The organism is Desulfosporosinus sp. OT (genome assembly GCF_000224515.1).
Taxonomy (GTDB): Bacteria; Bacillota; Desulfitobacteriia; order Desulfitobacteriales; family Desulfitobacteriaceae; genus Desulfosporosinus.
In genome coordinates, this window is record NZ_AGAF01000143.1 from 1 (window position 1) to 2,288 (window position 2,288).

The following is a 2,288-nucleotide window of genomic DNA, read 5'->3' on the forward strand; positions in this document are numbered from 1 at the left end:
CAGACGGATTTGTTGGAGCACCGGGGAGCCATCCTTAATACCAGCGATGCTTCCTTAACCTATAACGATATCAAGGTTGAGCTGAGCAAGAACGATTATAAGATTTTGAAAATGCTGCTGGAGAATAAAGGGAAGGCCGTGGGCCGTGAAGCAATTATGGCCCGCCTGTGGGAAACAGACAGTTACATCGACGAAAACACCCTGACGGTGAACATGACCCGGCTGCGTAAAAAATTGGAGGCAGCAGGGCTGGCCGGATTTATTGTGACCAAAAAAGGGATAGGGTATATGGTGACGTGATATGAACGAGATCAGTCTATGGTCGGTGGGGAAGCAGTACCTCCGGGGGCATAGCCGGGGAATCCTTTTGTACTGCGTCTTTGTCGGTGTCTTTGCCTTGGTGTTTTATCTGTATCATCTGCCGCTGGAAGCGGTGTTCTATGCTGCTTTGCTCTGTGCCGTCCTGGCCCTCCCGGTCCTGACAGCGGATTTTTATGGTTATTATCAGCGCTATAGAGTGCTTCGGGATTTGCAGCAACAGATCATGTTCAGCTTGGAAGGGCTCCCTGAGGCTAAGGGATTATTGGAAGAGGAGTATCAGGAGCTGATCGCCGCCCTATACTGGGATAAGATCAGACTGGTTTCCCAGGCCGATAATGAGCGAAGCGATTTGGTGGATTATTATACCCTGTGGGCCCATCAGATCAAAACCCCTATCGCCGCCATGGGCCTCCTTCTCCAGTCCTCGGCAGAGGATGACGGGAGTACTGCTCAGAGTATGGAGCAGAACAGGGAGCTGGCCATGGAACTGTTCAAAATTGAACAGTATGTGGAAATGGTGCTCCAATACCTGCGGCTGGAGAGCCCTTCTGCCGATTTTGTACTGAAACGCTATGCCCTGGACGCTATCGTCCGGCAGGCGGTGCGCAAATATGCTAAAATGTTTATCCGCAAGAAAATCAGCTTGGATTTTTCCCAGCTGAACTGCGACGTGCTGACCGATGAAAAATGGCTGGTGTTTGTCATTGAGCAGATCTTATCCAATGCTTTGAAGTACACCCAGGAGGGGAAAATCTCCATTTATATGGAAAGGGATGATGATAAAACCCTGGTAATCGCCGATACAGGGATAGGTATTGCCGGGGAAGACCTGCCCCGTGTTTTTGAAAAAGGCTTTACCGGTTATAACGGCCGAAGGGATAAAAAGTCCACAGGGATCGGTCTCTATCTGTGCAAGCGGATCCTCACCAAGCTTTCCCATACCATTGTGATCGAAGGGGAGCCCGGCAAGGGCACGAAAGTGAAAATCGGCCTGGATACGGTGGATACAGTGCTGGAGTGAAATTATGATCCTTTAATCCTTAAAGACAACTCCATAAATAGTTGTTATTTTCTGCCGTTTTCCGCTTCGATTTTGGCTCTCAGGCTTATGCTTCTTACCGTCTCAAGGCCATCAAATTTAATTAAGTAGGCAGCTTTTTCACGGTTGATTCCCATGACTTCGCCGGCTCCCATGATGCTGTGCACGATACGGTCGCCGGGTCGGAAAGGAAACTCAGAAGACTTTGCTTCGATTAGCTTCTCGCTGCTGCCGATGTGCCAATTTGATTCTTTGACCAGACTTTCATCAAGTTCTGCCGTGTAAACAAGCAGCTCTTTAAATTATGAGCTGCCTTACAAAAGGGTAAGCTTAAACTGGAAAATGTAAGCCAAAGTTATGGCAGGGCATTTTCCAGTTTTGCTATACTGAACCTACTCAGCAAAGGAGGTTCTTCTTGATGACCATTTTAGAAGTGAATAATCTTAAAAAAGTCTATACTACCCGCTTTGGCGGCAGTCATGTTCAGGCCTTAGCCAATGTGTCCTTCTCCGTAGAGCAGGGTGAATATGCAGCGATTATGGGTGAATCGGGGTCAGGGAAAACGACCTTGCTCAATATTCTGGCCTCTCTGGACAAACCCACCAGCGGTGAGGTTTTGCTCAAGGGTAAAGCCCTCAGCACCATTAAGGAAAAGGAGATTTCCGCTTTTCGCAGGGAAAATCTCGGCTTTGTATTTCAGGATTTTAATCTGCTGGATACCTTCTCCTTGCAGGATAATATTTTCCTGCCCCTGGTGCTCTCCGGCAAGTCCTATGGGGAGATGAGCCGGCGTATGGAGCCCATTGCCCGCAAACTGGGGATCGGAGATATCCTGGCCAAATATCCTTATGAAGTGTCGGGAGGGCAGAAGCAGCGCTGTGCCGTAGCCCGGGCCCTGATTACCAAACCCCAGCTGATTCTGGCGGAC

The 2,288-nt window shown here is 49.0% G+C and carries 4 protein-coding genes; 3 read left to right on the forward strand and 1 reads right to left on the reverse strand.

Annotation, left to right across the window (positions count from 1 at the left end):
• Both DOT_RS13075 and DOT_RS13080 read left to right on the forward strand, forming a co-directional pair.
• On the forward strand, positions 1 to 300 hold a 300-nt coding region (locus DOT_RS13075), incomplete at its 5' end, for a winged helix-turn-helix domain-containing protein (RefSeq protein WP_009619380.1).
• Position 301: 1 nt separating this feature from the next.
• Entirely contained in the window at positions 302 to 1,342 is a 1,041-nt protein-coding gene (locus DOT_RS13080) for a sensor histidine kinase (protein ID WP_040412145.1), read from the forward strand.
• Between the two features lie 44 nt (positions 1,343 to 1,386).
• Here the strand turns inward: DOT_RS13080 and DOT_RS32705 are convergent, their stop codons facing one another.
• Positions 1,387 to 1,653, reverse strand: coding sequence for a CarD family transcriptional regulator (locus tag DOT_RS32705; protein WP_348982146.1), 267 nt, complete (start codon positions 1,651 to 1,653; stop codon positions 1,387 to 1,389).
• 125 nt (positions 1,654 to 1,778) lie between these two features.
• Between DOT_RS32705 and DOT_RS13085 the strand changes: the two genes are divergently transcribed.
• On the forward strand, positions 1,779 to 2,288 hold a 510-nt coding region (locus DOT_RS13085; protein WP_009619387.1), incomplete at its 3' end, for an ABC transporter ATP-binding protein.